Origin of the sequence: Natronomonas sp. (assembly GCF_036625485.1) — an archaeon.
GTDB lineage: Archaea > Halobacteriota > Halobacteria > Halobacteriales > Haloarculaceae > Natronomonas.
Window position 1 is genome coordinate 1 of sequence record NZ_JAZKTR010000020.1, and the last position, 23,913, is coordinate 23,913.

Annotated in this window: 26 protein-coding genes; 12 read left to right on the forward strand and 14 right to left on the reverse strand. The window is 65.5% G+C overall.

All coding sequences use genetic code 11. From position 1 onward, the window contains the following. Positions 1-942 (reverse strand): PAS domain S-box protein (locus tag V5A53_RS03615; RefSeq protein ID WP_332312206.1); only part of this gene is annotated, 942 nt, incomplete at its 3' end. A 269-nt stretch (positions 943-1,211) separates the two neighbouring features. Between V5A53_RS03615 and V5A53_RS03620 the strand changes: the two genes are divergently transcribed. Next, a complete protein-coding gene (locus V5A53_RS03620) occupies positions 1,212-2,048 on the forward strand; it encodes a 2,3,4,5-tetrahydropyridine-2,6-dicarboxylate N-succinyltransferase (RefSeq protein ID WP_332312207.1) in 837 nt (278 codons plus the stop codon). Between the two features lie 48 nt (positions 2,049-2,096). On the opposite strand, the gene V5A53_RS03625 is transcribed toward V5A53_RS03620, so the two are convergent. Together V5A53_RS03625 and V5A53_RS03630 are read right to left on the reverse strand one after the other, a co-directional pair. Then, positions 2,097-2,429 carry a hypothetical protein gene (locus V5A53_RS03625; protein ID WP_332312208.1) on the reverse strand — a complete coding sequence of 111 codons (333 nt, stop codon included), beginning with the start codon at positions 2,427-2,429 and terminating at the stop codon, positions 2,097-2,099. A gap of 78 nt (positions 2,430-2,507) precedes the next feature. Next, on the reverse strand, positions 2,508-2,762 hold the full coding sequence (locus V5A53_RS03630; protein ID WP_332312209.1) for a hypothetical protein: 255 nt from the start codon (positions 2,760-2,762) through the stop codon (positions 2,508-2,510). A 263-nt stretch (positions 2,763-3,025) separates the two neighbouring features. Here V5A53_RS03630 and lysA point away from each other — a divergent pair, with 263 nt between their 5' ends. Next, on the forward strand, positions 3,026-4,270 hold the full coding sequence (gene lysA / locus V5A53_RS03635) for a diaminopimelate decarboxylase (protein ID WP_332312210.1): 1,245 nt from the start codon (positions 3,026-3,028) through the stop codon (positions 4,268-4,270). Positions 4,271-4,315: 45 nt separating this feature from the next. Continuing rightward, the gene (locus V5A53_RS03640; RefSeq protein ID WP_332312211.1) at positions 4,316-4,729 is read left to right on the forward strand and encodes a PaaI family thioesterase; all 414 of its coding nucleotides are present in this window, start codon (positions 4,316-4,318) and stop codon (positions 4,727-4,729) included. Between the two features lie 82 nt (positions 4,730-4,811). Here V5A53_RS03640 and purB read toward each other — a convergent pair whose 3' ends face one another. The 3 genes from purB to V5A53_RS03655 all read right to left on the reverse strand — a co-directional run bounded on the left by purB (position 4,812) and on the right by V5A53_RS03655 (position 8,552). Further along, complete coding sequence (purB, locus tag V5A53_RS03645) at positions 4,812-6,197, reverse strand: adenylosuccinate lyase (protein WP_332312212.1); 1,386 nt, start codon at positions 6,195-6,197, stop codon at positions 4,812-4,814. A gap of 91 nt (positions 6,198-6,288) precedes the next feature. After that, positions 6,289-6,921 (reverse strand): hypothetical protein, encoded by a 633-nt coding sequence (locus V5A53_RS03650; RefSeq protein WP_332312213.1) that lies wholly within the window; start codon positions 6,919-6,921, stop codon positions 6,289-6,291. Between the two features lie 59 nt (positions 6,922-6,980). Next, the gene (locus tag V5A53_RS03655; RefSeq protein WP_332312214.1) at positions 6,981-8,552 is read right to left on the reverse strand and encodes an acyl-CoA carboxylase subunit beta; all 1,572 of its coding nucleotides are present in this window, start codon (positions 8,550-8,552) and stop codon (positions 6,981-6,983) included. Positions 8,553-8,755: 203 nt separating this feature from the next. Here V5A53_RS03655 and purH point away from each other — a divergent pair, with 203 nt between their 5' ends. The 4 genes from purH to V5A53_RS03675 all read left to right on the forward strand — a co-directional run bounded on the left by purH (position 8,756) and on the right by V5A53_RS03675 (position 11,986). Continuing rightward, entirely contained in the window at positions 8,756-10,333 is a 1,578-nt protein-coding gene (gene purH / locus V5A53_RS03660; RefSeq protein WP_332312215.1) for a bifunctional phosphoribosylaminoimidazolecarboxamide formyltransferase/IMP cyclohydrolase, read from the forward strand. Positions 10,334-10,435: 102 nt separating this feature from the next. Beyond that, positions 10,436-11,437: a DUF7544 domain-containing protein gene (locus tag V5A53_RS03665; protein WP_332312216.1), complete on the forward strand. Its 1,002-nt coding sequence runs from the start codon at positions 10,436-10,438 to the stop codon at positions 11,435-11,437. Positions 11,438-11,499: 62 nt separating this feature from the next. Further along, a complete protein-coding gene (locus V5A53_RS03670) occupies positions 11,500-11,652 on the forward strand; it encodes a hypothetical protein (RefSeq protein WP_332312217.1) in 153 nt (50 codons plus the stop codon). Further along, positions 11,645-11,986: a DsrE family protein gene (locus V5A53_RS03675; RefSeq protein WP_332312218.1), complete on the forward strand. Its 342-nt coding sequence runs from the start codon at positions 11,645-11,647 to the stop codon at positions 11,984-11,986. Before V5A53_RS03670 ends, V5A53_RS03675 begins: the two co-directional genes overlap by 8 nt. On the opposite strand, the gene V5A53_RS03680 is transcribed toward V5A53_RS03675, so the two are convergent. The 3 genes from V5A53_RS03680 to V5A53_RS03690 are packed head-to-tail and all read right to left on the reverse strand — an operon-like array spanning position 11,983 to position 14,588. Further along, on the reverse strand, positions 11,983-12,750 hold the full coding sequence (locus tag V5A53_RS03680; RefSeq protein ID WP_332312219.1) for an ABC transporter ATP-binding protein: 768 nt from the start codon (positions 12,748-12,750) through the stop codon (positions 11,983-11,985). The genes V5A53_RS03675 and V5A53_RS03680 overlap by 4 nt on opposite strands. After that, positions 12,741-13,547 carry an ABC transporter permease gene (locus V5A53_RS03685; RefSeq protein WP_332312220.1) on the reverse strand — a complete coding sequence of 269 codons (807 nt, stop codon included), beginning with the start codon at positions 13,545-13,547 and terminating at the stop codon, positions 12,741-12,743. The genes V5A53_RS03680 and V5A53_RS03685 overlap by 10 nt, the downstream gene beginning before the upstream one ends. A gap of 12 nt (positions 13,548-13,559) precedes the next feature. After that, positions 13,560-14,588: an ABC transporter substrate-binding protein gene (locus tag V5A53_RS03690; RefSeq protein ID WP_332312222.1), complete on the reverse strand. Its 1,029-nt coding sequence runs from the start codon at positions 14,586-14,588 to the stop codon at positions 13,560-13,562. A gap of 239 nt (positions 14,589-14,827) precedes the next feature. Here V5A53_RS03690 and V5A53_RS03695 point away from each other — a divergent pair, with 239 nt between their 5' ends. The 3 genes from V5A53_RS03695 to V5A53_RS03705 all read left to right on the forward strand — a co-directional run bounded on the left by V5A53_RS03695 (position 14,828) and on the right by V5A53_RS03705 (position 17,392). Next, positions 14,828-15,949 (forward strand): pyridoxal phosphate-dependent aminotransferase, encoded by a 1,122-nt coding sequence (locus tag V5A53_RS03695; RefSeq protein WP_332312223.1) that lies wholly within the window; start codon positions 14,828-14,830, stop codon positions 15,947-15,949. A 211-nt stretch (positions 15,950-16,160) separates the two neighbouring features. Then, positions 16,161-17,012, forward strand: coding sequence for a UbiA family prenyltransferase (locus tag V5A53_RS03700; protein WP_332312224.1), 852 nt, complete (start codon positions 16,161-16,163; stop codon positions 17,010-17,012). A gap of 149 nt (positions 17,013-17,161) precedes the next feature. Beyond that, entirely contained in the window at positions 17,162-17,392 is a 231-nt protein-coding gene (locus V5A53_RS03705) for a HalOD1 output domain-containing protein (RefSeq protein WP_332312225.1), read from the forward strand. Positions 17,393-17,533: 141 nt separating this feature from the next. On the opposite strand, the gene V5A53_RS03710 is transcribed toward V5A53_RS03705, so the two are convergent. From V5A53_RS03710 to V5A53_RS03725, 4 genes are all read right to left on the reverse strand, one after another. Continuing rightward, a complete protein-coding gene (locus V5A53_RS03710; protein WP_332312226.1) occupies positions 17,534-17,692 on the reverse strand; it encodes a hypothetical protein in 159 nt (52 codons plus the stop codon). A gap of 51 nt (positions 17,693-17,743) precedes the next feature. Next, complete coding sequence (locus V5A53_RS03715) at positions 17,744-18,925, reverse strand: redox-regulated ATPase YchF (RefSeq protein ID WP_332312227.1); 1,182 nt, start codon at positions 18,923-18,925, stop codon at positions 17,744-17,746. 45 nt (positions 18,926-18,970) lie between these two features. Beyond that, complete coding sequence (locus tag V5A53_RS03720) at positions 18,971-19,555, reverse strand: HAD family hydrolase (RefSeq protein WP_332312228.1); 585 nt, start codon at positions 19,553-19,555, stop codon at positions 18,971-18,973. Between the two features lie 63 nt (positions 19,556-19,618). After that, positions 19,619-20,767, reverse strand: a complete 1,149-nt coding sequence (locus tag V5A53_RS03725) for a polymer-forming cytoskeletal protein (RefSeq protein ID WP_442928596.1) — start codon at positions 20,765-20,767, stop codon at positions 19,619-19,621. A gap of 204 nt (positions 20,768-20,971) precedes the next feature. Between V5A53_RS03725 and V5A53_RS03730 the strand changes: the two genes are divergently transcribed. Further along, the gene (locus tag V5A53_RS03730; RefSeq protein ID WP_332312230.1) at positions 20,972-21,169 is read left to right on the forward strand and encodes a DUF5800 family protein; all 198 of its coding nucleotides are present in this window, start codon (positions 20,972-20,974) and stop codon (positions 21,167-21,169) included. Here V5A53_RS03730 and V5A53_RS03735 read toward each other — a convergent pair whose 3' ends face one another. After that, entirely contained in the window at positions 21,170-22,420 is a 1,251-nt protein-coding gene (locus tag V5A53_RS03735) for an NAD(P)/FAD-dependent oxidoreductase (protein ID WP_332312231.1), read from the reverse strand. Between the two features lie 279 nt (positions 22,421-22,699). Here V5A53_RS03735 and V5A53_RS03740 point away from each other — a divergent pair, with 279 nt between their 5' ends. Then, positions 22,700-23,878 (forward strand): threonine synthase, encoded by a 1,179-nt coding sequence (locus V5A53_RS03740; RefSeq protein WP_332312232.1) that lies wholly within the window; start codon positions 22,700-22,702, stop codon positions 23,876-23,878. The last annotated feature ends 35 nt before the right edge of the window (positions 23,879-23,913 follow it).

Genomic DNA, 23,913 nt, shown 5'->3' on the forward strand with positions numbered 1-23,913 from the left:
CGTATCCGAGATGAGTCCCTCCATCCGGTCGAGGGCCTGAACGATAGGTTGGAGATGTTCGCTGTCGCAGTCCTCGGCGAGGAGTTCCGCACGCCCCTGTGCGACGGTGAGTGGGTTCCGCAGATCGTGGGAGACGACGCTCGCGAACTCGTCGAGCTGTTCTTTCTGGCTTCGAAGTTGCCGTTCCCGTTTGGCCCGCTTGGTGACGTTCCGCGTGATGCCGATAATCTGTGTCACCGCACCGTCCCTGATGACGGGGGCAAGGTTCGTCTGCCAGAACCGCGCGCCCGTCTCGACGGGCACTTCCTCCTGATACGTGAGGGGTTCGCGGGCCTTCGCACACCGGTGGTAGTTCGCCTGGAGCTTCGACCCGAGTTCATCACCGAACACCTCGGTAGGCGTCTTTCCCCGGATTTCGTCGGTCGTGATTCCGGTCTGTTCCTCGTAGGCCTGATTCAGGCGTTCGAACCGAAACTCGTAGTCGCCGTCTACCGTCTCGACGGTGATGAAGAAAATGCCATCCTCTACTGTCTCGAGTAGCGTCTCGTACTCCCCGGCAAGTTCCTGATACCGCTGTTTCTGCCGTTTCCGCTCGGAGATGTCGCGACTGTTCACCAAGATGCCGCCGATGTCCGGATCATCGATACGGTTCTGTAGCGTCGCCTCAATCCAGCACCACGACCCGTCGGCACGCCGAAACCGCGTTTCGATAACCTGTGTGTCGTCGGGGGTCGTCTGGAGGTCCTCGATGGCTTCGGCGACCGCCTCACGGTCGTCAGGATGTTGGTACCCGAACCCCGTCTCGTCGAGCAACTCCTCCGGCTCGTAGCCCAGCGTGTGTTCCACCGAGGGACTTACGTACGTAATCGTCCCGTCCGAATCGATAATCGTCGCGATGTCGGAGGATTCCTCGACGAGTTTCCGATACAAGTCAGTCTCCATGTAACTTCTATGCCACGTCGTCACATAAGTAATGTCATAGGATGAGCAGTACGGCGAGTTCACACGTTCTAGGGACCGTCTCCGGCGTCGGTGCGTCTCCGTTTCGGAGCGGTCGCTCGAATCTCCGAGACTCGACATATCGTAAAGGGTAGCGGAGCGCGGCTCGAACCGGACCGTACTTCCGACTGCCGAGCGGCTCCCGTCCGGTCGGGACCGCACACGCGCGTCTTCCAACAGAGCCAAGTCCCGCGTTTCCGAGGATACGCCCAATGAGTGCGCTCGAAAACGATATCGTCGAACTGCAGCGACGCAAGGAAGACGGACTGACGGCCGAAGATGCTGGCCCCGAGGAACTCGCGGTCCTCGAAGAGTTCCTGCAAGCCCTCGAAGCCGGCGAGGTGCGCGCCGCCGAGAAGCGCGACGGCGAGTGGCAGGCCAACGAGTGGGTCAAGCAGGGTATCCTGCTCAATTTCACCCTCCGGGACATCCAGTCGCACAACTACGGTGGCGTCGACTACCACGACGTCCTGCCGCTCCGCGAAACCGAGGACCTGCCGGAGCGCGGCACCCGGAACACGCCCGACGGGACGGTCATCCGCCGCGGCGCCTACGTCGGCAGCGACGCGATCCTGATGAGCCCGGCCTTCGTCAACATCGGCGCCCACATCGGCGACGGCACGCTCGTCGACTCGTGTGATACGGTCGGGTCGGCGGCTCAGATCGGCGATGACGTCAAACTCGGCGCGAACACGCTCATCGGCGGCGTCCTCGAACCCGTCGAAGCCGCGCCGGTAGTCGTCGAGGACGGCGTCTCGCTGGGTGCCGGCTGTCGGGTCACCTCCGGCTTCGTCGTCGGCGAGAACAGTATCGTCGGCGAGAACACCCTGCTGACGCCGCGCATCCCCGTGTACGACCTCGTCGAAGAGGAAGTCCTCTACGGCGAACTGCCACCCGAGCGGCGGGCCTTCACCCGGTTCGTGGAATCGAGCGTCGGCGACCACGACCTCTTCGAGGGCGGCGCCTACAAGCCGGCTGTCGTCGCGACTGACGTCGAAGAAGAGACCCTGGAGGCGACCCAGCGCGAGGACGCCCTGCGCGAAAACTGACGAAAACGGCTCGCTGCGGCTCGATTTCTCGAATTGATGACCGACCGCTTAGTGGTCGGCTTCGTCGTCGTCGTGCCCGCTATCGTGTTCAGTGTCGTGCCCGCCGTGGTGTTCCTCGCTTTCCTCGTCTTCCGTCTCGATTTCGATGTGGTCGGTGTCGTCCTCTTTCCCCTCCATTGCTTCCTTGATGCTCGCCGCGGTGTAGCCGGCGAGATAGCCGGTGGTCCCCCAGACGAGGCCGTTGGCGGCAGCGCCGACCGGTCCGCCGATGGCGCCCACGACGGACCCGGCGAACCCGCTCGCGGTGGCGGTCCGTGCCGCGGCTTCCTCCGGGTCGACGTCTTCGAGACTCTTACACGCGCCCTCCTTGTGGTGTGTCATACCACCTGATACGGGGTTCAGAAAGGAAACCCTTCCGCCTCCGGCAGTCAGAACGTCGATTCGGACCGATGACAGGCTCTACGCGTCGTCCTCGGCGTCCGTTTCGGCTTCCTCGCCCTCGGCGTCGGCCTTCTCCTCATCGCTGTCCTCGATCTCGATAGTCGTTGCATCGTCCATCCCGTCGTCATCGTCGGCGTTCGTCCCGATGGAGAACTTGAGTGCGAAGCGGTTCTCGTCGACGACGGTGCCGACGGCGGCCCCGAGTGGGCCGAGGCTCGCCCCAATCATCGTGCCGATTGGGCCAGACTCGTTGTCCCGTTTTTGGTCGCTCATATCCGTTCTTCCGCGCCCAGCGCGTTGAAACGTTTCGGTCCGCGTGAGTGTTGCTAGCTGGGTGTGTATTTTGATTATAAAATGAGCTTGGGAATCGGTTCGACTGCACCGCCTCCGAAGCCCTCAGCCGGCTGGCGGGCCGAGGGCTTTCCGGCTGTTCGCAGTCAAACTGTTCCCGACCTCGCCTTATTACCAATCAAAATCACCATCAAACAGTCCTAGAAGCGGAACCCTTGTTATCGGCCAACCCCCGAATAGTGTCAATGAGTGACGCCGATTCGCCAGCCGTCAAGCGCCTCGCCGACTGGGACGGCGAGCGGTTGGAACGGCTGGCCGAGCAGCACGACACGCCGCTGTACGTGATGGACCACGACCGCCTGCGGGAGAACTTCGACCGGTTCGACGCGGCCTTCGATTTCGCTCACGTGATGTACGCCGCGAAGGCGAACACGGGCCGAGAGGTCGTCCGCACGCTCTACGACGCCGGCGCGGACGTCGAGTGTGCCGCCGCCGGCGAACTCGACCGCGCGCTGAAAGCCGGCGTCGCGCCCGAGGACCTCCAGTATACGGCGGTCAACCCGCCGGACGGCGACCTCGATTACGCGGTCGATCTGTGGGAGGACACCCCAGAATTGACCATCACGGCGGGCGCGGAGATGACGCTGGACCGTCTCGAAGCACGGGGCTTCGACGGCCGCCTTTCCCTCCGGGTCAATCCGGGAATCGGGACGGGCCACCACGAGAAGGTCGCGACGGGCAAGGACGCGAAGTTCGGCCTGCCCTACGACGAGGTGCCGCGGGTCGCCGAGGAGGCCCGCGAGCGGTTCGATTTCGTCGGGCTGCACGCCCACGTCGGCAGCGGCGTCCTCTCGGAGGACCTCGACGACCACCGACGCGCCCTCGGGAAGGTCGCGGACCTCGCCGAGCGCGTCGGCGACCTCGAATTCGTCGACCTGGGCGGCGGCTTCGGCGTCCCCTACCGGCCCGATGAACCGCCTCTCGACATCGAGGAAGCCGCCGAGATGGTTCGGGAGGTAACCGCCGACGTCGACGCGACTATCGCCCTGGAGCCGGGTCGGTATCTCGTCGCGGACGCTGGCGCGCTGTTGACCCGCGTGAACACCATCAAGGAGACGCCCGAAACGCGCGTCGTCGGCGTCGACGCGGGCCTGACCGACATGATCCGGCCGGCGATGTTCGACTCCTATCACCACATCCGGAACGTCACGGGCGGCGACCGCGAGGCAGTCGAATCCAGCGTCGGCGGCCCGCTCTGTACCAGTGCGGACGTCTTCTGTACCGACCGGCCGATCCCCCGACCGGAGGCCGAGGACTTGCTGGCCATCGGCAACGTCGGCGCCTACGGCATCAACCTCACCAGCCAGTTCCACTCCCAGCCACGGCCGGCCGAAGTGGCCATCGAAGGCGACGAGGCGCGCCTGACGCGACGCCGGGAGACCTTCGAGGACCTGACGCGACTCGAAGACGAGGCGCCGGGTACCAGATAACGCCCCTTCACGAGAAATTTTAACGCGGTCGGTGCAACGAGGCCTATGACCGACGTGAATCGCCAGTTTCTGAACGACCACGACCACCTACAGGATATCGGTATCGCCATTGAGGCCCAGGAGGAGGGATACGTCCGCCTCTCGTTGCCGTTCGATGATTCCCTCGCGAACCCGGGCACTGGGGTCATGCAGGGTGGCGTCGTCGCGACGCTCATCGACCACGGCGGCGGCGCGGCGCTTCGGACGACCCTGGAGGACCCCGCCGAGACGCCGCACGCGTCGACCGAACTGAACGTGAGCTACGTTCGGCCCGCCTCGGGCGATCTGACGGCCGAGGCGACGGTCGTCCGCTCGGGGACGTCGATGGCCGTCGTCGAAGTCGAGGTAACGACGGAGTTCGAGGGCGAGGAGAAGACGGTCGCGGTCGGCCGCGTCTCGCTGCACATCGACCGCGAATAGGGGTCATACGGATTGTTGTAGTCTTTTACCGGCGAGCGCCGACCGCTCGGTGCTCGCCGGTAATTTGTTACAACAATCCGTATCAGTCGAGTTCGTCGACCAGTTCGTCGCCGAGGCCGGTGTAGGTCGCGGGCGTCAGGGCGCGGAGTTCCTCGCGGACCGATTCGTCCACGTCGAGGTCGTCGAACAGCTCGCGGAAGTCCGCCAGCGTGGCGCGCTGGCCGCGGGTGAGTTCCTTGATGCGCTCGTAGGCCTCGGTGTCTCCCTCCCGGCGGAGGATGGTCTGGACGGCTTCCCCGATGACCTCGGGGTTGGCTTCCAGTTCCTCGCGCATGACGTGTTCGTTGGGCGTGACCTTCGCGAGACCGTTCTGGGTCTTGCCGTAGGCGATGAGACAGTGGGCGAAGGCGGCGCCGATGTTGCGCTTGACGGTCGAATCCGAGAGGTCACGCTGGAGCCGCGAGGTGGTGATGTAATCGCCGAGGAAGGTGAGGTCGGAGTTGGCCTTCGTCAGATTGCCCTCGCTGTTCTCGAAGTCGATGGGATTGACTTTGTGGGGCATCGTCGACGATCCCGTCTCGCCCTCGACGGTCTCTTGGCCGAGGTAGCGGTCGGAGACGTAGAGCCACATATCCAGATCGAGGTCCCGAAGGACGTTGTTGACGCCGCGGAGGGCGTCGAAGACCGCCGCGAGGTCGTCACAGGGGTTGACCTGCGTCGACAGCGCGGTATGCTGGAGGCCGAGCGACTCGACGAACTCCTCGGAGAAGGCCCGCCAGTCGAGCTCGGGGTAGGCGGCGTGGTGGGCGGCGTAGGTACCGGAGGCGCCGGCGAGTTTGCCCGAGATATCGGCCGCGGTGGCTTCGAGGCGGCCCAGCGCCGTGCCGAGCCGTGAGGCGTAGACGGCCAGTTCCTTGCCGTAGGTCGTCGGCGTCGCGGGCTGGCCGTGGGTGCGAGCGAGCATCGGCAGGTCGCGGTATTCGCGGGCCTCGGCGGCCAGCGTGTCCCGGATTTCGCGGATTTCCGGGGCCAGAACCTCCTCGACGGCGGGCTTGACGAGCAGGCGGTGGGCGAGGTTGTTGGCGTCCTCGCTGGTGAGGCCGAAGTGGACCCACGGGCCCTGCTCGTCCTCGTCGGGTAGGTGCATGCGGATGAAATACTCGACGGCTTTGACGTCGTGGTTCGTCGCCGAATAGCCGTCGTAGCCCTCGGTTTCGAGCTGTTTGATGATTTCGGCGTCCTCGGCGTCGAACTCCTCGTAGAGGGCGCGGAGGTCGGCCCGTTCGTCGTCGGCCAACTCCAGCGGCGTCGCATCGAGGTCGGCGAGCCCGAGCAGGTACTCGACTTCGACCTCGACACGAGCGCGCATCAAGGCGGCCTCGCTGGCGTAGTCGGTCAGCGGTTCCGTATAGCGGGCATAGCGGCCGTCAAGCGGCGAGACGGCGTAGAGTGGGCCCCGGTCGGTCATACGCGATGGTGGGTGTAGGCGTTGAAAAAGGGTGTCGATACTCGGGGAATAGAAGCGATATATATGCAAATACGTGTCTAGTATTGGTGTCTCAGTCGAGTTCAACGAATTCGGTGTGTTCGTTGATAACGACCTGGATTTCGGCGTTCTTGTCGTAGTAGTGGTCCTTGACGGTCTCGAAGCGAAATCGGTTCCCTTCTCCGAGATATGGATGAGAGACGCCGTCGTTGACGATGAAAACGACGGGATCGACCACGCTCGAATCGAGCAGTTCGCCCTTCATATCTGGAATCCCTGACTCGTCGTCCCGAACGTAGAACACCGCATCAATCGTCGCTTCGACATCGACGTACTCGCCGGAGCCGTTGAAGTCCTTGAGTTTCCATTGCTCATTGGAGCTACTTTTCGTCCCATTGGTCCCGCCGACCGTTCCGTTATTTTCGGCTTTCGTCTCATTCGTCCGGCCGTTCGCATCCTCGGACGCGCCATCATTTGGGGCGGCCAACGAGAGGAAGTTCACCCCACCGTCCAGTCCCTCCCGAAATGACGAGACTATCACCTGAATTCGTTGGCGATCCGTCTCATCGCCGGGCTCGAGGCTGTCATCGAACATACATCTGGTTTCGCCGACGGTGCCTGGAGATGCCACGAACCAGCCATCATCCCGGTATTCGATGGCGAGGGTCCCGGTTTCCCCTTCGGTCGTGAACCAATCGTCGCTCATATCTCGCACAGTTCGGAGGCCGTATTCAAATCACTGGTCTCGGTAACGCCGTCAGCCGATTACCACGGATTGATGGCGTGTTTCTTCGGCGGCCACTCGTCCTCGCGCGGTTCGTCGTAGCGGTCCAGCGCGCGCTTTATCCAGCCGTAGGTGTCGGCGGGTTCGATGACGGCATCCATGCCGACGCCTTCGACGGCGCGGATGGCGTCGGTGCGGTCCTTATAAAATTCGACCAGTTCCTCGCGTTTGGCCTCGGGGTCGTCGGCGGCCTCGATTTCGCGGCCGTGGACCACGTCGACGGCGCCTTCGATGCCCATCGCCGCCACCTCGGCGGTCGGCCAGACGGCGGTGAGGACGTTCTGGACGGACTCGCCGCCGCCCATCGCGACGTGGCCGAAGCCGTAGCCGCGCCGGAGGACGACGTTGAGGATGGGGACCGTCGCCCGGTTGAGTTCGTAAGGGAGTTTGCCGGCCGCGCGGGCGACGCCGTCTTTCTCGGAGTCGGGGCCGGGCAGAATTCCGGGAACGTCCTCCAGCGTCAGGATGGGGAGGTCGAAGGCGTCACACAGCGAGGCAAACCGGGCGGAGGCGATCGATGCGTCGGCGTCGATGGTCCCGGCCATCGCTCGGGGGTTGTTCGCGATGACGCCGACGGGCTCGCCGTCGACGCGAGCGAAACCGGTGACGATGTTGCGGGCGAAGTCGGGCTTGAGTTCGAAGAAACTGTCCGCGTCGGTGACGCCCTCGATGATGGCTTCGATATCGTAGCCCTTCTTCGGGTCAGCGGGCATCACGTCTTCGAGGTCCGTCCGGGTGGCCTCGGAGGGTGGGGAAGCGTCGACTGCGGGCGGGTCACGCCGGGCGTTCCGGGGCAGATACGAGAGGAACTCGCGGATGCCGTCGAGGCAGGCCTCGTCGTCGGGGAAGGCGCGGTCGGCCATGCCCGTCTTGGCGGTCTGGAAATCGACGCCGCCCAGTTCTTCCTTCGAGAGGTCGACGCCGAGGGCGGCCTTCACGAGCGAGGGACCGGCGACGCCCAGCGTGGAGCCGTCGACCATCGGCACGAAGTCGGCCATCGCCGAGAAGTTGGTCGGCGCCGCGAAACCGGGCCCCATCATCGCCGAGACGATTGGCACCCACCCCGAGAGCTTCGTCTGCGTCCGGAAGATGCCGCCGTCGCCCTGTGCCGTCGGGCGGGCGTCGAGGCCTTCTTGAATCCGGTGGCCGCCGCCGTCGTGCAGCAGGACCAAGGGGAAGCCGCGTTCGAGGGCCAGCTCCATGACGCGCTCCATCTTGCGGCCGCCGGTGTGGCCGATGGAGCCGCCCTTGACGGTGAAGTCGGTCGCGGCGACGGCGACCGGCCGGCCGTCCACGTCGCCGACGCCAGCAACGACGCCGTCGGCGGGGGCGTCCTCACGCTCCCAGTCGGCGGTTTCGGGCGTCGTCGGTGCGGGCGCGGCGAGTTGGCCGATCTCGTCGAACTCCTCACAGAGGTAGTCGACCCGCTCGCGGGCGGTGAGTTTGTCCTGTGCGTGCTGTTTCTCGACGGCCTCGGGCCGGCCTGCGTCCTCGACGGCACGTTTCGCCTGTCGGACCTTCTCGATGAGGTCCGCCATGCTCTCGTCTGTCATATGCCGAGGCTTGTCCCGCGTCCTGTTAACATTGTTTGTCGGAACTGTGGTACGAGCAGAGTACGTTAAGACCACTTGTTTAGGCACGTACGTGGATACTAAAAGGAGACGTATCGGTTCTGAAACTATATTTAAGCATAAATGTGGATAAGTGGCGGTCTGTAATCGCAACTACTTTGCCCGCGGCGGGGCCCGTCTTCGATATGAAAATCGCCGGTATGGCCTCGAACCGCGGCCGGAACCTGCTGCATCTCGCGGACGCCGCGCCGGGCGGCGCGGAGTTCTCCGTCATCCTCTCCAACGAGGAGGGCGCGCCCGTGCTGGAAGACGCCGCCGAGCGTGGCATCCCGACCGAAGTCGTCGAGAAAGCCGACGAGGACTCCCGGGAGGAACACGAGCGTCGAATCCTCCAGCGACTGGAGGGCTACGACGTCGACCTCGTCTGTCTGGACGGCTACATGCGCATCCTGACCGAGGAGTTCCTCGACGAGGCGCCGACGACGCTCAACGTCCACCCCGCCCTGCTCCCCTCGTTCCCGGGCATGGACGCCCACGAGCAGGTGCTGGAGGCCGGCGTCTCGGTCACCGGGTGTACCGTCCACGTCGTCGACGAGACCGTCGACGGCGGCCCCATCGTCACGCAGGAACCCGTCCCCGTCTACGACGGCGACGACGCGTCCGACTTAAAAGAGCGCGTCCTCTACGAGGCTGAGTTCACCGCCTACCCACGCGCTGTCAAGTGGTTCGCCGAGGACCGCGTGGCGGTCGACTTCGACGACGGTACGGTCTCCGTCGAGGGCGACGACGGCGGCCAGTTCCCCGCCCGCCGCTTCGTCGGCGAGGATCGCGGCCGCGAACTCCGCTACGGGGAGAACCCCCACCAGGACGCCGCGGTCTATCTCGATGGCTCCGCCGAGGAGGCAAGCGTCGTCGACGCCGACCAGCTCAACGAGGGCGCGAAGGCGCTCTCGTACAACAACTACAACGACGCCGACGGCGCCTTGAGCCTCATCAAGGAGTTCGACGAACCCGCCGCCGCCGTCATCAAGCACACCAACCCCGCCGGCTGTGCGACCGCCGACGACCTCGCGACCGCCTACGAGAACGCGCTCTCGACGGACCCGATGAGCGCCTTCGGCGGTATCGTCGCCCTCAACCGCGAGTGTGACGCCGCCACCGCCGAGCAGATCACCGACTCCTTCAAGGAAGTCGTCGTCGCGCCCGGCTACACCGAATCCGCCCTCGATGTCCTTTTCGAAAAGGACAACCTCCGCGTCCTCGACGTGGGCGACCTCGACGAAATCACCGAGACGCTCGTCGAGAAGGACCTCGTCGGCGGCCGCCTCGTTCAGGAGCGTGACCTCCAGAAACTCTCCGCCGACGACCTCGAGTTCGTCACCGAGCGCGAACCGACCGACGAGCAGGTCGAGACGATGCTATTCGCGTGGCAGACCATCAAGCACGTCAAATCCAACGCCATCCTCCTCGCGAAGGACACCGAGACCGTCGGCGTCGGCATGGGACAGGTCTCCCGCGTCGACGCGGTCCGCCTCGCGGCGATGAAGGCCGACGAACACGCCGAGGGCAAGGACGCCGACGGCGCCGTCATGGCCTCGGACGCCTTCTTCCCCTTCCCGGACGGCATCGAGGAGGCCGCGGAGGCCGGCATCGAGGCCGTCATCCAGCCCGGTGGCTCCGTCAACGACGAGGACGTCATCGAGGCCGCCAACGAACACGACATCGCGATGGCCTTCACCGGCAACCGCGCCTTCCAGCACTAACGGCCGGTTCGAATTTTCCCGCCAATCGTCACGCCGACTGCTGTGGTATCCGGGCCCACTCTGGGTTGATGTTTTAAGAAGCGGGTCGTCGAATCGGGTTGTATGGCCCTCCATGCTATCGACGACGTCGGTGACGCCATCGACGCGACGCGAGCGTTCCTCTTCCCGTTCGACCTTCGCCGCTGGCTGAAACTGGCCCTCGTCGCCTTCTTCGTCGGCGGCGGTCTGAACACCCCATCGGGCCAGTTCGGTGGCTCCGGTGGCCCCAGCGGGTCACCCGGACCGGGCGGTGGCGGGGAACTCCCCGCTTCGCTCCCCTCGCTTCCCGTCGAGGCGATGACGCTCATCGCCGTGGCTGTCGCCGTCGTCGTTCTGCTCGCGCTTGTCTTCGGCATCGTCGGCTCCGTCATGGAGTTCGTCTTCATCGAATCGCTTCGCAACGACGCTGTCCGGGTCCGCCAGTACTGGAGCGACCGGTGGCGACAGGGCCTCCGCCTGTTCGGCTTCCGAGTCGTCATCGGCCTGCCGCTGTTGGCACTCGTCGTCGGCTGGATGGCGCTGTTCGTCCTGCCGATGGTCACGAACGTTCAGCAGCCAGCCTTTTCGGCCGGCGTCTTCCTGTTCGGTCTCCCGGTCCTGTTGCTCGCCGGCCTCGTCTTCGCCGTCATCAACGCCTTCACGACGTTCTTCGTGGTCCCGTTGATGATACAGCGGGATTCGGGCGTGCTGGCCGGCTGGCGGCGTCTCTGGCCCTCTATGAAGCGCGAGTGGAAACAGTACGGCGCCTTCGCCGTCTTCCTGCTCGTTCTCTCCCTCGTGGTCGGCTTCATCACCTCGATTGCCGTCGGCCTCGTGGCCGTCGTCGTCCTGATTCCGTTCGCTATCATCGGTGCCATCGTCTACGTGGCCCTCTCGTTGTCGACTACGGGGACGGTCCTGCTGGGGCTACTGGCGGCGGGCTTTGCCCTGACTATGCTTGTCGTCTGGGCCCTCGTGCAGGTGCCGGTCGTCGCCTACTTCCGTTATTACGCCCTGCTGGTGCTGGGCGATATAGACTCGTCGTTCGACATCATCCCCGACCAGCGTGCGGCGGTTCGGGAGTAACCGCGGCGGCCTCGAAACCGCTTCCTCGCCGGCCTTATGAGGCGGCCGGACGATTCTCCGATATGTCAGATACCGACGAGGCAGTCGAGGAGTTCCTCGAAAACGCCGACACCGCCTACGGCGAGTACGACCAGGGCTACGCCGACGCGGACGCGACGCTTCGGCGCCTGAAACAGCACATCGAGGACCTGCGGGAGACCCACGAAAATGACTGAGAAGACGGTTTTCCACCTGCCGGAAGGCGAGAACGACTACGGCAAGCGCGTCTTCCGGAACGCGGCCAACCTGCTCGCCGACACCACCATCGACTCGGCGGTCGCCATCGTCGTCAACGGGGGCGGCCTCGACCACGTGCGGGCCGACGCGCCGACGGCCGACCGAGTCCGGCAGTTACTCGACGACGGCGTCGAGGTCTGTGTCTGTCGGAACACGCTGGAAGGCGCCGATTCCGACGCCGGCGACCTCGTCGACGGGGCGCGACTCGTCTCCTCGGCGATGGCCGAGTTGACGCGAAAACAGGACGACGGCTACGCCTACATCCGGCCCTAGCTGCGGATCAAATCGAGCACGCGCTCGTAGTACTCGCCGAACTCGGCGTCCGAACGGGCGCGTGGCCGCGGCAGGTCGACCTCGACGGTCTCGAGGATGCGGCCCGGTTCCTTGGCCATGACGAGAACGCGGTCGGCGAGTTTGACGGCCTCCTCGACGTCGTGGGTGACGAAAAGCACCGTCTTCTCCGTCTCCTGCCAGATGTCGAGCAGTTCGCCCTGCAGCATCTCGCGGGTCTGGGCGTCGACGGCGCCGAACGGCTCGTCCATGAGCAGGAGTTCGGGGTCGGCCGCCAGCGCGCGGGCGATGGCGACCCGCTGTTTCATGCCGCCGGAGAGTTCCTTCGGGTAGCTCGCGGAGAAGCCTTCGAGGCCGACGAGGTCGATGAGGTGGTCGACGCGCTCGCGGCGCTCGGCCTCCGGCGTGCCCTGTTTTTCGAGGCCGAAGGCGACGTTGCCGCTGACGGTCCGCCACGGGAAGAGGTGGTACTCCTGGAAGACGACACCCATGTTCGGGGTGGGTTCCTCGACCCGCTCGCCGGTGAGGTACACCTCGCCGCTGGTGGCCGATTCCAGTCCCGCGATGATGCGGAACAGCGTCGTCTTCCCGCAGCCGGAGGGGCCGACGATACAGACGAACTCGCCGTCCTCGACCTCGAAGGAGACGTCCTGCAGGGCCTGTACCGGCCCGTCCTGCCCGGTATACTGCTTGGAGATGCTGTCGACCCGGACGCGGGCGTCGAGCGAGGGGTCGTTCAGCGCCATACGAGCACCCTCCGCTGGAGGGCCCGGAAGGCCACGTCGACGAGCAGGAACATGAAACTCAACACGAGGATGTAGGCGATGACCGCATCGACCTGCAGGTTGTTCGAGGCGCGCAGGATGCGCCGGCCGATGCCGGGGACGCCGAATATCTCGGAGGCGACGACGAGCATCCAGCAGCGACCGATGCCGGTGCGGGCACCGGTCAGGATCTCCGGGGAGGCGGCGGGCACGACGACCGACCGCAGGAGTTCGAGGTCGCCGTCGACGCCGAGGCTCCGGGCGACGTCCAGCAGGTCGTCGGAGACGCCCTCGACGCCGCCGTAGGCGGCATAGAAGTTGATCCAGAAGCCGCCGACGCCGATGATGAACGCGGCGCCGGCGTGATTGATGCCGAACCACGCGATAGCGAAGCCGATGAGCGCCAGCGGCGGGACGGGCCGGAGGAGTCGAACGAGGGGCGCCGAGACGTCGTCGGCGATGGAACTCCACGCCAGGCCGACGCCGGCGACGATGCCGAGAACCGTGCCCGCGATGACGCCCGGAACCCAATGGAGGATGCTCTGGCCGATGGCGGTCAGCATCTCACCGCTTGCGGCCTCCGCGTGGAAGGTCTCGGCGACGGCGAGCGGCGACGGCAGGATGTACGCCGGCTGGAACAGCGACGTCACCCACCACAACGCGACGAACCCGACGATGCCGGCGGTACCGAGGAGCGCTCGCTGTGGGTCGAGTGCGTCGATGAACGACTCGATGCCCTCGTCGGCGCCGTCGTATCCGAGGTCGGTTTCGGTTGCCATCTGGCGTCCTCCTTAGAGGTTCTCGTAGACGCTGTAATCGAATATCCCGTCCAGCGAGAGCTGTTGGTCGATCTGGCCGTTGTCGTAGGCGAACTCGGCGAAGATCTCCGTCCCGTTTTCGATCTCGGCGGGGTCGGTCACGAAGTTCGAGAGGGGGCTGTCCAGTGCTTCCCGGGCCAGATCGCGGTCCATGCCGATGCCGCTCTCGACGATATCGGCCGTCTCGTCGGGGTTCTCGTCGATGAAGTCGGTCGCCCGGACGTGCTGTTCGAGGAACTGTGTCGCGAGATCCGATTCGCGGACCTCGTCGCTCATCAGCGTGACGGCGGCCGGTTGGCCGGGCATGATCTCGGCGGCGGTCCGGAACATGCTCACCGGCGAATCGGTGCTCGACGTGCGGGTCGGCACCGGTTCCATGATGGAGGTGCCGTCGATCTCGTCGTTGACGATGGCCTGGAAGACGGCGTTCGCGCCGTTTATCTCCGTGATCTCGACGGCCGATTCGGGGTCGACGCCGACGATGTCGGAAAGCCAGTACCGGAGGAGCACGTCGGGGACCGACCCCTGCGGGAACGTCCCGAACTGGAACTTCTCGCCTTTCTCCTCCTCCCAGACGCCGAAGGCGTCGGCCCCGTGTTCGTCCCACATCGTCTGCAGGTCATCGTGGACCATGATGCCCATCGGCTCCTTGATGTTCGTCGCGGTCACCTGTGCCGGCAGGCCGCGGTCGATTACGATCATCGCAGGGACGACACCGAACATCGCGATGTCGATCTCGCCGCCGCCGTAGGCCTGGATGATGGCGGGCCCGTCGGTGAATTCTCGGCCGTCGATGGTCGCGTCGACGCCGTCGAAGTACCCCTCCTCTTCCATCACGTAGTACTGCAGGTCGGGGAAGATGGGCATGTGCGCGACGGTGAGTTCGTCGAGACTGCCGCCGCCGGACCCGCCGCCGAGGCCGAGACAGCCGGCGAGTCCGGCGGTCGCGGTCGCACCGGCACCGGCCAGATACGCACGTCGTGAAAGCGAATCTCCACTCATTACTCTCCGTTGTCGTCCGTGCCTTATCCCCCCAGAGGTGACGGTAATTCCGACCCGAACGTTTGACGGCGGATTCGACGGTTGAAATCGAAAATCGCCGAACAGAAGCGTCATCCCGCCATCGTGGCCGCGTACACCTGTCGCAGGTACCGGCAATATACTCCTAAAACAGCGCCGAAATCCGAGCTATTCCGGCGGGACACGGCAGAATTATGGCGACGGCGGTCCCCCTCTCGCCTATGCCACAGTTCTCATCGCGCGTCGAGCAGGTTTCCATCAGCGGCATCCGCGAGGTGTTCGAGGCGGCCGGCGAGGACGCGATCAACCTCGGGTTGGGCCAACCCGACTTCCCGACGCCGGACCACGCCCGGCAGGCAGCCATCGAGGCCATCGAGGCCGGCGATACGGACGCCTACACGTCGAACAAGGGCACCGAGGACCTGCGGGAGGCCATCGCGGCCAAACACGACCGCGACAACGCCTTCTCGGTGGACCCGGCCAACGTCATCGCCACCGCGGGCGGCAGCGAGGCGCTTCACATCGCCATCGAAGCCCACGTGAACGTCGGCGAGGAGGTCATCTACCCCGACCCCGGCTTCGTCTCCTACGAGGCGCTGACCCACCTCGCGGGCGGCGAACCGAACCCCGTCGCCCTCCGCGATGACCTGACGCTGTCGCCCGAAGCCGTCGAGGCGGCCATCTCCGACGACACCGCCGCCTTCGTCGTCAACAGCCCCGCGAACCCGACGGGCGCCGTCCAGAGCGAGGCGGATATGCAGGAGTTCGCCCGCATCGCCGACGAGCACGACGTCCTCTGTATCTCCGATGAGGTCTACGAGCCGTTCGTCTTCGACGGCGAACACCACTCGCCGATGGACTTCGCCGAGACCGACAGCGTCGTCGTCGTCAACGCCTGCTCGAAAGCCTACTCGATGACGGGGTGGCGCCTCGGCTGGGTGACCGGTTCCCACGAGCGCATCGAGCGGATGCTTCGGGTCCACCAGTACGTGCAGGCCTGTGCCTCCGCGCCAGCCCAGTACGCCGCGGAGGCCGCCCTCTCCGGCCCGCAGGACCACACCGAGAAGATGCGGGAGGCCTTCGAAGAACGCCGAGATATCGTCCTCGACGGCCTGCAGGACATGGGTCTCGAGGTGCCCACGCCACAGGGTGCCTTCTACGCGATGCCCCGCGTACCCGACGGCTGGGTCGACGAGGTCATCGACCGCGGCGTCGTCGTCGTCCCCGGCGAGGCTTTCGGCGAGCACGGCGAAGGCCACGCCCGCATCTCCTATGCGGCCGACGTCGAGACGCTGAAGGAAGCACTGGAGATCATGCGCGAGGCGACCGAAGCTGTTCGGTAACCTCCGTGCCGAGTCGTGAGGCCGGTAGTGTTTATATACTCACTTCAACGACCGCTAGCGAACCGAGAGCGTGTTGCTCTGCCAAGGCTTCGTTCGCGAACACGACGAGGAGTTCTGGCTGTCTACAGTCTGGGAGTTCCTGGGTCTCTGTTATAAGAAAACGACGCCTACCTGCCCCTACAATAATGGTGCTTCCGGCCATTGATAACGCATGGCACTTGCACGCCACGGCACGGGGATTCGGGCGGACGTGGGAGCACTGGTATCGCAGGTCCATCCCGTTTTCATGCTGCCGCCACTCGCGGCCTCGGCGTTCGGCGCGGTGCTGGCCGACCGACTCGATGTCGCGTTACTCGCCCTCCATCTGACCGCCGCCTTCGCGGGGCTGTACACCGCTCACATCAAGGACGGCTACGTTGACTTCCACCAGCGCGGCGAGGACGACGACCACCCGCTGACGGCCTTCGGCTGTCGGGCCGCGCTGGCGGGCGCGACGGCGCTCTTCTTCGCCTGCCTGCTGGCTATCGGCCTGCTCGTGGATGTCTGGGCCGCCCTGCTCACGTTGCCGGGCTGGATTATCGGCTACCTGCACGCGCCGCAGTTGGACCTCAATCCCGTCGGCGCGACGGCGGGCTATCCGGCCGGTATCGCCTTCGCCCTTTTAGGAGGGAACTACGTACAGGCCGAAGCCCTGTCGACGACGGTCGTCGCCTTCGCCGTCGTCTTCTTCGCGGTTCTCTCGGGTATCAAGACCGTCGACGACGCCAAGGACTACGAATACGACCGCTCCATCGGTAAGCGGACGGTCGCAGTCGTGCTGGGCCGCCAGCGCGCTCGCCGGTTCGCCTACGGGCTGATGGCCGCTGGGATGGCCGTCGTCATCGGGCTCGCCGTCGTCGGCGTGTTTCCACCCGCGAGCGCCGCCGCTCCCATCGTCTTCGCCCTCGTCGCCGGCTTCGCGTGGCGGGCCGGCGAGAACGATGGCCTCGCGACGAAACTGCTCATCCGGGGCTCCTATCTGTTTCTCGCGGTGCTGGTCGCGGCCGTGTGGCTTGGCGGGTGAGGCGGGCGGTATCCCGGCGGTTCGCGAGGGCCTTTGCGGCGCTCTATCGGTGAGTCAGTCGTTAGAACCGGTGTTTGTATCGAGTGAACGGCGTAGACGGATACGCATCCAAATTGACTTCCGAGTTGGGCTGAATTGACACATTACTAATGACGCTTCTACATGGAATCATCGAGGCGGTCGCGGACGCGAAGGGCAAGGAGCCGGTAGAACTGGACATCGTCCTCGCTGACCACATCTCTACGGAGGCTATCCAGCGTCTGGACGAACATGAGAGTGATTCATGGACGATTCAGTTCGAACTCCCGGATCACACCGTAGAGGTCGTTGGGGACGGCACCATCCACGTCGACGGCACACAGAAAGAAAGGTACGCCTGAACGGTATCGTCGATGACACGGCCAGTCTATGGCCCGATACTGGTCGATTCGTCTACGACCGATTCGAAGACCTCGAACACGGACGGTGTACGAACCGCTGTACGATGGTCTCGAGCCGCGATAAAAAGGGGGTGTTCGGGACTACTCCTCGTCGCCGCCGTCGGTCAGAATCTCGCTTTCGACGGTCGCTTCCTCGTTGACGAACGATGGCTCGTCGACCTCCTCGTCGTCCTCTGTTTCTGCCTCGAACTCGCGCCGGTCACGGATGTCGAAGCCGTGGCACATGGCATTTGTTAGCACGGATTGCAGCTACTAATATCTCACTCAGTGGGCCCCGGGAGACTCTCCTCGTCAGGACGCCGTCGAGACGATCTTGATAACGTCGCCCTCGTCGAGTTCGTGGTCCTCGCCGATGCGTCGGTTCTCGCGGGCGTCGACGGCGTGGAGGTAGCCCTCGCCGATATCGGAGTGGACGGCGAAGGCGAGGTCCTTCGGGGTGGCATCGTCCCGAAGTAGGAAGGCGTCGGGGAGGACGTTGCCCTGTCCGTCGGTCCACTTCGAGGCGTCCTGGACGGGGTAGACCGTAATGTGCTCCAGCAGGTCGTAGACGGACTCGTTGAGCGCCTGCTGGAGTCCCGTGCCGCCCCACTCGGTCATCACGTCGCGGATGCGGTTGAGGCCCTCCTCCTGTGAGTCGGAGATGTCGCCGACGATTTCGAAGTCCTCGTCGCCGGGGTCGTAGTCGACGACGCCGGCCTCGACGGCCTGCCGGAGGGCGAGTTCGCCCTCGGCGGTACAGGGAATGACGTGGCCAGCGGCCTCCTCAAGGCGTTCGATGTTCTCCTCGGGGGCGATGTCGGCCTTGTTGGCGACGACGACGATGGGCTTGGTGCGCTCGCGGACGAGACGGGCGAGTTCCTCCTTGTCCTCGTCGCTCCACTCGAAGGGGTCGCTGGTGTAGTCTATCTCCCGGAGGACGGCCATCACGTCGTATTCGGTCGCGCCGACGCCGGTCAACATCTCGGTGAGGACCTCCTCGAAGTCGAACTCCGGCGACCGGGACTGCCGTTCGACCGATTCCCAGTTGCCCTCGATGATGGACGCGAGCCACAGATCCATCTCCTCCTGGATGAACTCGATGTCCTGGACGGGGTCGTAACTGCCGACCTCGACGGGTTCGCCCTCCGCGTTCGTGCCGCCGGAGGCGTCGACGACGTTCAGGATGACGTCGGCGTTCGACAGTGCGTCGAGGAACTGGTTGCCGAGGCCCTTCCCCTCGTGGGCGCCGGGAACGAGGCCGGCCACGTCGAGCAGTTCGATGGGGACGTAGCGCTTGCCATCGTGGCAGTTCTCGTTTCCGCAGCGCTCCTCCAGATCGAGGCAGGGACACCGGGTTCGGACGTGGCTGACCCCACGGTTCGGGTCGATGGTCGTGAAGGGGTAGTTGCCCACGTCCACCTCCGCCATCGTGGCGGCCTTGTAGAACGTCGATTTGCCGGCGTTGGGCTTGCCGGCGAGCGCGACCGAGAGCATACCGACTCTGGGGCGAGGGCGCCGAATTGCCTTTCGGTTGCGTGACTACCAGTCGAGTGCCTCGGGCAGGTCGCCGAACCCACCGCCGTCGTAGCGGTGGGCTTCCCAACCGACACCCTCGGCGCCCTCGACGTCGTCCTCGCTGTCGCCGACCATCGCGTAAGCGTCGGCGGGCAGACGCTCCTCGGCCGTACGGAACGGTTCGGGGTCCGGCTTGTGGGAACCGACCTCGTAGGAGGAGACGACTGCCTCGAAGAAGTCGGTGAGGCTGCTGGTATCGAGCTTCGCGCGCTGAACTTCGGGCACGCCGTTCGTGAGAACGCCGAGCCGGTACTCCTCGGCCAGTCGGTCGAGGTCGCCTTCGAGGCCGTCGGTCGGGTAACAGCTCTCGATCTCCCGCCGCTGTAGGGTCTCGGCCAGCGCCTCAGCATCATCGCCGAACGCGCCGAACCCCCGTCGGTACGGGTTCGGTTCACAGTCCCAGAACGCCTCGAAGAACGACTCGCTGTACTCCTCTAGCCACTCGTCGCGCGCCTCGCCCCGTACCTCGTGGAACGTCTCCGTCAGGAGGGTCGCGAAATCCGGGGTATGGAGCAGGGTCCCGTCGAGGTCGAAGAATATCGCGTTCATTACCGGTTGCTGTCGGCCCTATGTTATGTATCAATCGCCGGCGTGAGACGCCGTATCAAGGGGTTACTGCTTTTCGGCCTCGGCGATGATGCCCGAGAGGTCGCCGTCGCCGTTTGTGGCGGGGTCCGCGCCGTCCCCAGCGCGGTCCCACTCGAAGTCGCTTTCGTCGATGGGTCGGACGGCCGGTTCGGCGCGGACGTCCAACTCCCCGTCGCCGAGGCGGACGAAGGCCGACTCGGGGGCCGGTTGGGGGAGTTCACCTTCACCAAGAGGGACGACGGCTGGTTCCGGTTCGGTCGTCGGCTCGGAATCGTGTTCCGAGGCCGTTTCCTCGTCGGCCGCCTCGACGTCCTCGTCGGGTTCGGATGCTTCGAAATCGTCGGGCGCGTTGGTGAAGGTCGTCTCCCCGCGGGCGCGGATGGCGCCGTCGACTTCGGCGGCCTCCGAGAGAGTGCAGTCCTCACAGGAGATGTCGCCGCGGACGTGAGCGCCGGGGGCGACGGTCACGTCGCCGCCCTTCGTCGTCACGTCGCCGTGGACGACCGTGTTCGGCCCGACCGTGATGTCCTCCTTGGCGCGGAGGCTGCCGAAGATCTCGGTTTCGCTGCCGACCTCGATGTCGGTCGCTCGGATGTTGCCGTGCATCCGGCAGTCGTCGCCGATGGTCGCGGGTTCGGAGACGCGCCACGCGTCGTCGTCGATGCGAGCGCCGCGAGGGATGAGAACGGGGTCGGCCTCGTTGTCGGAGGTGAGGAACTCCTCGGCGACGTCCTCTGCGGCCTCCTCCTCGCCGATGCGGAGGAGATGCGAGAGGTAGACGAACAGGAAGACGATGGTCGGCATGGGGTTGCGGATGACGATCCAGCCGTTGGCCTCGAAGCCCTGCTCGATGTCGACGTCGTCGCCGATATCGAGGTCGCCGGAGACGATGAGTTGGCCGGTGATGTGGACCCGTTCGCCGAGGTAGGCGTCCTGGCCGACGAGCACGTTACCCTCGACGTCACACCACATGTCGAGGCGGCAGTCGCCGTCGGCCTCGATGTCGCCGCCGAAGCGGACGCGCTCGCCGGCGACGACGTTGCCGCCGCGGACGCCCAACTCGACGACGCTCTGGCCGCCGACGAGCACGTCGCCGTCGGTAACCAGGTCGTGTTCCTGGACGTGAGTGCCGTCCGGAACCGCGAGTTCCTCGAGGGGGTCCGACCCAAGCACGGTGTACACCTGCGCGGCGCTCCTATTAAAACCTCCTCGGGCGTCAGACGGCCGGCAGACATTTGTCATCCGAGCGACTACCAGCCGTCGGGGCCGTCGATGCGCCGTTGGGCGCACCCCACGCGACGGGGAGGGGAACGCTCCGTCGCACTTCTCGAACCGCCGCAACGTGGTACTTATACCGGGGACTCTCCAAACCGCTGTATGACTGTTCTCTCGTTCGACGAACAGGGTGTCGAAGTCATCTACGAAGGCACCGAGTTCCGACTCGAAAAGGACCTCATCGAGGAGGCCACCTGCAAGGACTACCCCGACGTGACCGACCACGAAGTCCTCCAAATCATCGAGGACAACCCCTCGTTGTCCGGCGAACCGCGGCGCATCAAAGAGATTCTCGACTAACTACTCCGCGAGTACGGCATCGGCCGCTTGTTTGCCGCTCTCCATGGCGCCCTGAATCGACGACCAGCGGGTGTAATCGCCTGCGAGGTAGACCGACCCTTCGGGCGCGTCGACCGCAGGGAGGGACTCGCGAAAGCCCGGCGGTTGGGCGAACTGCGCGAACTCGATGCGGTCGACGCCGACCAGTTCGAACTCGCCGAAGTGGTTCTCCGGATACCACGCTTCAAGCGCCTCGCGGACTTCCGCGGCCAGTTCCTCGTCGCTCGCGTCCTGCTGACCCAGGAAGGTCGCGCTGAGCAACTCGCGGTCCTCGGGCGCGTATTCGGGTGCCGCCGCGGACATCGGCGCGGCGGTGTTCGGCCGGTCATCCGCGGCGTTCAGTAGAATCCGAGAGCCGGTATCCAGTGTCTGGTGGTCCGGAATCGAGCAGTGGACCGTGACACAACTCTTGGCATCGGTCGGCGTCTCGATGCCCGTCAACTCGCCCGCGGATTTCGGGTCGGTCGCCACGACGACGGCGTCGGGAAAGACCATCTCGTTGCCCGCCTCGACTTTCAGTTTCTCGTCCCGCGCGACGTTCGTGACGGCCTTTGCGGTCTTGATGGTCGCGCCCGCCGCCTCGGCCCGGTCGCGCAACTGGGCCGGAATCGCGCCCATCCCCTCGGCCGGGACGACCGTCTTCCCCTCCGAGAGGGCCTTGAAGGTGTACTCGAAGACGCCGCTGTCGGTCCCCAATTCCCGGTCGAGGGTGATGCCGCCGTAGAAGGGCTCGGCGAAGCGATCGATGAACGCCGGCGAGAAGCCCTGTTCGGCGAGGTACTCCCGGACAGTCCTGTTCTCGCCATCGAGCAACCCCTCGAACTCCCGGCCTTTCAGTTCGCGCTGGAGGCGAAACAGCCGGAGTTTGTCGCTCGTCCGGACGTCGCGGTTCAGGAGGGTCGGGAGGGTCGCGCCCGGGTCTCTCAGCGGGTCGGCCAGCGTCGACCGGTGGTTCGGCTCGGCGATGGTCGCACCGGGAGCGAACGTCCGCAAATCGAGGTCGTCGAAATCCAACTCCCTGCGTGCCGCCGGATACGCCGTGAAGAGGACCTGAAAGCCCCTATCGAGGGTGAACCCGTCGACCTCACGAGAGCGGACCCGGCCGCCGACTTCGTCGTTCTCCTCGAACAGTTCGACTTCGGCGCCCGCCTCCGCCAGACGGCGCGCGGCGACCAGTCCGGCCAGACCCCCGCCGGCTACGACGACGTGCATACGGCCCCTTCAAGCGGCTCCACCAAACCCGTTTCCGTCGACTGGCCCCCTTTCGGTATCCCTGGCGGATGAAGGGCGAACGCTCTCGACGAACCCGGACGAAGCAAGCACGCGAGCGGAGCGAGCGCGCGCAGCGAGTCCCGGGAGTCGAGAGCGTGAGGGCTTCGGAGACGCTGTTCAGTGCGGTCGCTCGCTGAAAAGTGAAAAATTCTTCTTTCGAATACCACCTCACGAACCGCGAAGGACAGGGCTTTGCCGGGGGCGTCCCAACACCAAGTAATGACGAGTTTCGAGGGCTTCGTTTGCACTGACTGCGGGCAGACCGTCACCGACGAGGGCGCTACCCGCTGTCCCGACTGCGGCGGGACGCTGGACGCGAGCTACGACTACGACGCAGTCGACCTCACCCGCGAGGAACTGGCCGACCGCGACGGCGACTGGAAGTACGGTCAACTCCTGCCGTTTACGCCCAACGGCATCGGCGAGGGGACGACCCCGCTCATCGAGGCGCCGCGACTCGCCGACGAACTCGGCGTCGGACGCGTCTTGATAAAGAACGAGGCGCACAACCCGACCGGGACGGTCACCGACCGCGGACAGGCCCTCGTCGCCGAGGCCGCCGTCCGGGCCGAGGCCGACACGCTCGCGCTGCCGACGACGGGCAACGGCGGCCAGTCGGCGGCCGCCTACGCCGCCCGTGCCGGCCTCCTCTCGCGGGCCTTCGTCCCGAGTCGCACCAACTTCGTCAACAAGGCGATGATAAACGTCCACGGCGGCGACATGCGCGTCGTCGAGGGCCGCTATGGCGACGCCCGCGAGGCCTACGAGACCGAACGCGAGGAGATGCCCGCGGCCGACCGGGAAGACTGGTTCCCCGCCGGTGCCTTCGACTCGCCGTACCGCCACGAGGGCGCCAAGCCGCTCTACTACGAAACCGTCGAGCAACTGGACTGGGAGGCCCCTGACGCCGTCGTCGTGCCGGTCGGCCACGGCGCCGTCGCCGCCGGCCTCTGGAAGGCCGCACGGGAGTTCGCCGACCTCGGCCTCGCCGATGACACGCCGAGAGTCTACGCCGCCCAACCGGAGGACTGTGCGCCCGTCGTCGAGGCCATCGACTCCGGCGGCGACCCCGAACCGTGGGAGTACCCCGACACCGTCGTCGGCAGCCTCGAAATCGCCGACCCCGAGGGCGGCCTGCCCGCCGCCGAGGCCGTCCGCGCCAGCGGCGGCGACGGCGTCGCCGTCGACGACCAGGACGCCCTCGACAGCGCCGCGACGGTCGCCCAACACGAGGGCCTCGAGATCAGCATCGCCTGCGGCGTCGCCACCGCCGGCGCGTGGGACCTCCACGACGAGGGCGCTTTCGACGACGACGATACCGTCGTCATCGTCAACACCGGCACCGGGAACAAGGACGCCGACATCGTCCGAAGTCGGTTGATGAGTCAGGGGCTCTAGAACCCACTTTTTGCACAGGGCGGCCTGCGGCCGCC